Source organism: Enterobacteriaceae endosymbiont of Donacia piscatrix, assembly GCF_012569525.1.
Taxonomy (GTDB): Bacteria; Pseudomonadota; Gammaproteobacteria; order Enterobacterales; family Enterobacteriaceae.
The window spans coordinates 423223-427999 of the sequence record NZ_CP046200.1; the positions used below are offsets into that span (position 1 = coordinate 423223).

Annotated in this window: 5 protein-coding genes; 3 read left to right on the forward strand and 2 right to left on the reverse strand. The window is 16.4% G+C overall.

Annotation, left to right across the window (positions count from 1 at the left end; all coding sequences use genetic code 11):
* Positions 1 to 1133, reverse strand: a 1133-nt coding sequence (locus GJT96_RS02105) for an exodeoxyribonuclease V subunit gamma (protein WP_169780550.1), incomplete at its 3' end; no start/stop codon positions are given.
* A gap of 251 nt (positions 1134 to 1384) precedes the next feature.
* Here GJT96_RS02105 and GJT96_RS02110 point away from each other — a divergent pair.
* Positions 1385 to 2053 carry a MutH/Sau3AI family endonuclease gene (locus tag GJT96_RS02110; protein WP_169780551.1) on the forward strand — a complete coding sequence of 223 codons (669 nt, stop codon included), beginning with the start codon at positions 1385 to 1387 and terminating at the stop codon, positions 2051 to 2053.
* Positions 2054 to 2057: 4 nt separating this feature from the next.
* Here GJT96_RS02110 and lysA read toward each other — a convergent pair whose 3' ends face one another.
* Positions 2058 to 3329 carry a diaminopimelate decarboxylase gene (gene lysA / locus GJT96_RS02115; RefSeq protein ID WP_169780552.1) on the reverse strand — a complete coding sequence of 424 codons (1272 nt, stop codon included), beginning with the start codon at positions 3327 to 3329 and terminating at the stop codon, positions 2058 to 2060.
* A 294-nt stretch (positions 3330 to 3623) separates the two neighbouring features.
* Here lysA and GJT96_RS02120 point away from each other — a divergent pair, with 294 nt between their 5' ends.
* Together GJT96_RS02120 and GJT96_RS02430 are read left to right on the forward strand one after the other, a co-directional pair.
* Positions 3624 to 3878 (forward strand): HPr family phosphocarrier protein, encoded by a 255-nt coding sequence (locus GJT96_RS02120; RefSeq protein ID WP_169780553.1) that lies wholly within the window; start codon positions 3624 to 3626, stop codon positions 3876 to 3878.
* A gap of 118 nt (positions 3879 to 3996) precedes the next feature.
* Positions 3997 to 4777 (forward strand): phosphoenolpyruvate-utilizing N-terminal domain-containing protein (locus GJT96_RS02430; RefSeq protein ID WP_247646083.1); only part of this gene is annotated, 781 nt, incomplete at its 3' end.

Consider the following 4777-nt stretch of genomic DNA (forward strand, 5'->3'; position numbering starts at 1 on the left):
TATAATTTTAATTTAGGAGAAATAACAATTATATCATGTAAAAAATAATTTTGATTTTTTTTAAAAGTATATAATATATTATTATATAGTAATTTTATTTCTGTATAAAAATCTTCACAAATATTAATTTGTATAGACTTATCTAAATAGTGTATTTTTTTTTTTTTTTTAAAATTTATATTATTTTCTTTTACATATAAACAATCATTTTTAATGTAGTTTAATAAACTTACATTATTATATTTTATAAATGTTTCAATATATCTAGATGACAAATCTACCAATTTATTAATATTATCTAAAATATAATTTCCCCATAAAAATAGTAATTTATTAAAATTAATTTTTTGATTCTTTTTATAATAAAAAGAATTATCCCAATAATATTTGGAAGGAATATATAATAAAATATGTATTTCTATATATTTTTCTAATTTTTTTAATAATTTTAAATATATTAAAGGTATATTTTGTATGTCTAAAATAAATACTCTTTCTGGTAAAAAGTCATATTTAAAATTTTTGTATTTTTTATTTTTTTGATAAAAATCATATAATTTACCATAATGCCATAATTTTCTATGCAAAATATTTTTATAGTAAATTAATAATGTTTGCCATAATTTTGCTTGCCATATTTGATGTTTATTTTTTAATAAAGGTTCAATTTTGTTTTTTTCCCACATCAATAATAATTCTGGTTTATGTTTTTGATAATGATCATATAAATCAGATATTTTTTCTGATAATTGAAATAAATATTTAGTATCTTTAATTTTATATTTAAAATTTTTTCTAAAATTTTTGAATTCTATTGTAGATAATAATTCTGGAATTAATAAAAATATTAACCAAACAATTTTTTTCTTATATAAAAAATCATTTTTACTTAAATTAGGAATTATTATTTTAAATATATTCCAAATAAATTTATTAAAATTAATAAAATTTATATTTCCATATATTCCTAATATATTAGAAAATTTAATTTTTATTAATTCAGAAAAATTTTTATAATTTTCACATATTATTAATTCCTGTTCTAATATTTTTTTTAAAGGATATTTTTTAATTTGAATTTTTATTAAATTTAATAAAATATCAATATTATTTGAATAATAAATTGTAAACATATTTATATTTTTATAAAAAATAAAATTTTATATTAAAAGATAATTACATATCTAAATATTAATTTTTAGTATTGATAAATATTATATATTGTTTTTAAAAAAACATACAATATAATTATATATTAAAATTATGATTTTAATATTAAATCTTAATTAATTTGATTTTTAAATATTTTGAAATTTTTAAATTATTTTATTAAATAAAATTTTAAAATTATTATATAAACATTAATTAATAAATATATTTATATATGAAAAAAATTTTTTCTACAATTATATTAAATGAAAATATTTTATTTTTAAGAGCAAAATTAATAACTGGTTATTATATTATTGATCTTATAAAATGGTTGAATTATCCAGTAAATAATAATTCTATAAAAGATAAAGGAATTATAGGAAAATTAATTGAATATTATTTAACAGGAGAAAAAAAAAACAATAAATTAAATCAAGATATTCCATATCTTGGAATAGAAATTAAAACAATTACTATAAATTTAAAAAAAAAAGTTTTAAATGATTGTTTTATTTGTTCTTTTCCTTTATTAATTAAAAATAATTTATCTTTTTATAAAAAAAAACTAAATAAAAAAATATCTAAAATTTTATGGGTACCTATTATTACTAATAATATAAATACTTATGTTTTTAACAAACAAATAGGAGATCCTTTTTTTTGGAAGCCATCTTTTAATGACAAAGTTAAATTAAATAATGATTGGAATAATTTGATAAAATTATTAATTATAGGACAACTAAAAAAAATTAATTATTATAATGGTGATATTTTATTAGTTAAAAATAAAAATAGTAAAAAAAAATTAACTAGAACAATTGATCAAAATGGAAAATTTTTATATATTTATCCTAAAGCTTTTTATATTAAAAAAAAATATTTAAATAAATTATTTAAATAAACTTTTAACATAATTCTAAATTAATTAATTCTTCTATTTTTTGACGTCTTCTTATTAATTTAGGAATATTATTTTCAATTAGAATTTCTGGAATTAAAGGTCTACTATTATAATTAGAAGACATTGATGAACCATATGCTCCAGTATCATGAAAAATTAAATAATCATAAATATTAACTTTTGGTAACATAAAAAAATTAATTTCTCCGTTTTCTAATTGGGTAAATATATCTCCTGATTCACATAAAGGACCTGCTATAATAGTTTTAATCTTATAATCATTAGACATATCTCTTCCTTTAGAAGAAATTGCAGATATGTAATGATAACTACCATACATTACAGGTCTAATTAAATCATTAAAACCAATATTAACTAAAACAAATCTTTTATTTTTAATAATTTTTATAGCACATACTTGACAAATTAATATACCTGATTCAGCAACTAAAAATCTTCCCGGTTCAATTTCTATTTTTATATTTTTTTTAAAAAAATTACTAAGAATATTTCTTGTTTTATCCCATAAATTAAAATAATGATTAGTATCTACTATACTATCAGTTTTTTTATAAGGTATTGGTAATCCTCCACCTGCAGAAATAATATCAATTTTTGGCATATATGGTTGTAATACATTTAATAACATAGAATCACATACTTTCTGTAAATGTTTATAATTTACCCCGGAACCTATATGCATATGTATTCCTATTAAATTTAAATTATATTTTTTTATTAAAAAAACAGATTTTTTTAAATCTTCATACCAAATACCATGTTTACTATTTTCTCCTCCTGTATTTGTTTTTTTATTATAACCATTACCAAAACCTGGATTAATCCTTAACCATATATTATGATTTTTAGATATTTTACCTAATTGATGTAACATATCTATTGATCCGATATTAACAGTAATATTTAAAGAAATAATACGTTTTAATGTATGTTTTTCAAAAACATCTGATGTAAAAACAATATCATTTATATTTTTTGGATTATACCCAGCTATTAAAGCTCTCTCTATTTCTCCTAATGAAATAGCATCTACTTTAACTCCTTCATATCTCATTAATTTTAAAATATTTATATTAGAACAAGATTTTTGTGCAAATCTAATTATATCAAATTTTTTTAGTTGTAAAATTTTATTTTTTATATTTTCGGCGCAATACAACCAAAATGGGGTATTATATTCTTTTATAAGAGATAAAATAGTTTTAATAGAAATATTATTTTTATTAAAATTTTTATCAAAAATTTTTGTATTCATTTTAATAGACCTTATAAAGGTTTTTAAATAATTATATATATTGTTATATATAACAAAATTTATTTAAAAAATTTTTATTTTTAAAATAAGTAAATTTTAATAAATTGTTATTTAATTAATTTACTAGCCAAGATAATTTATCTATGTTATTTATTAAATAAAATATTTTAAATATATCATAATTATTTATATAATTTATAATTATAATTTATTATAATTTATTATAAATAAAATAAATTTTATTATTTAAATTATATAAATTTATTTAAAAATATTAAAATTTAGGGAAAAATAATGTTACAAAAAGAAATTATTATTAATAATATTCATGGTTTTCATACTCGTCCTGCAGCTTCTTTTGTAAAAGAAGCTAAAAATTTTGTCTCTGATATTACTATTACATCTAATAGTAAAACAGTAAATGCTAAAAGTTTATTTAAAATACAAACATTAGGATTAACTAAAGGAACTTTAATTATTTTAAAAACTTCTGGAAAAGATGAAAAAAAAGCTATTGAACATTTATCTAATATTATTCAAAATTTATAAATAAATTATTAAATTTCATAAAAAATTTAATTTTAAATATTTTATTAATTTTATAAAATTATTTTATATATTTTAATATATATTTAATATGTAATTTTAATACATTAGAGGTAAAAATATGATTTCAGGAATTTTAGCTTCTCCTGGCATTTCATTTGGTAAAGCATTTTTATTTAAAATAGATAATATTATTATTAATCATAAAAAAATTACTGATAATCAAATAGATATAGAAATTAATAAATTTTTAAATAGTCAAAAAAAATCTATAGAACAACTAGAGTATATAAAAATCAAATTACTTAAAAAAGATAATTCCGAAAAAAAATCAATTCTTGATGGACATATTCTCTTACTTCAAGATGAAGAGATGACAAAAGAAGTTATTTTACTAATAAAAAATAATTTTTTAACAGCTGATGCTGCAGTAAATTCTGTTATAAAATCTCAAATTAAAATATTACAAAATTTAAGTGATCAATATTTAAGAGAAAGAGCAACTGATATTAAAGATATAGGTAATCGTTTAATAAAAAATATTTTAAATTTGAGTATTGTTAATTTAAATGATATAAACGAAAAAGTAATTTTAATTGCAGAAGATCTTACTCCATCAGAAACAGCACAATTAAATTTAAAAAAAATTTTAGGATTTGTTACTGATTTAGGAAGTAAAACATCTCATACAGCTATAATGGCCCGTTCATTAGAAATACCTGCAATTGTTGGTACTGGTAATATTACAAAAAAAGTTAAAACTAATGATTATATTATTTTAGATAGCATTAATAATAATATTTTTATTAATCCTTCTCAAAAAATAATAAAAGAAAAAAAAATATTATTAAAAAAATATATAACAGAAAAAGAAAAATTAAAAAAGATTAGTAATTTACCGG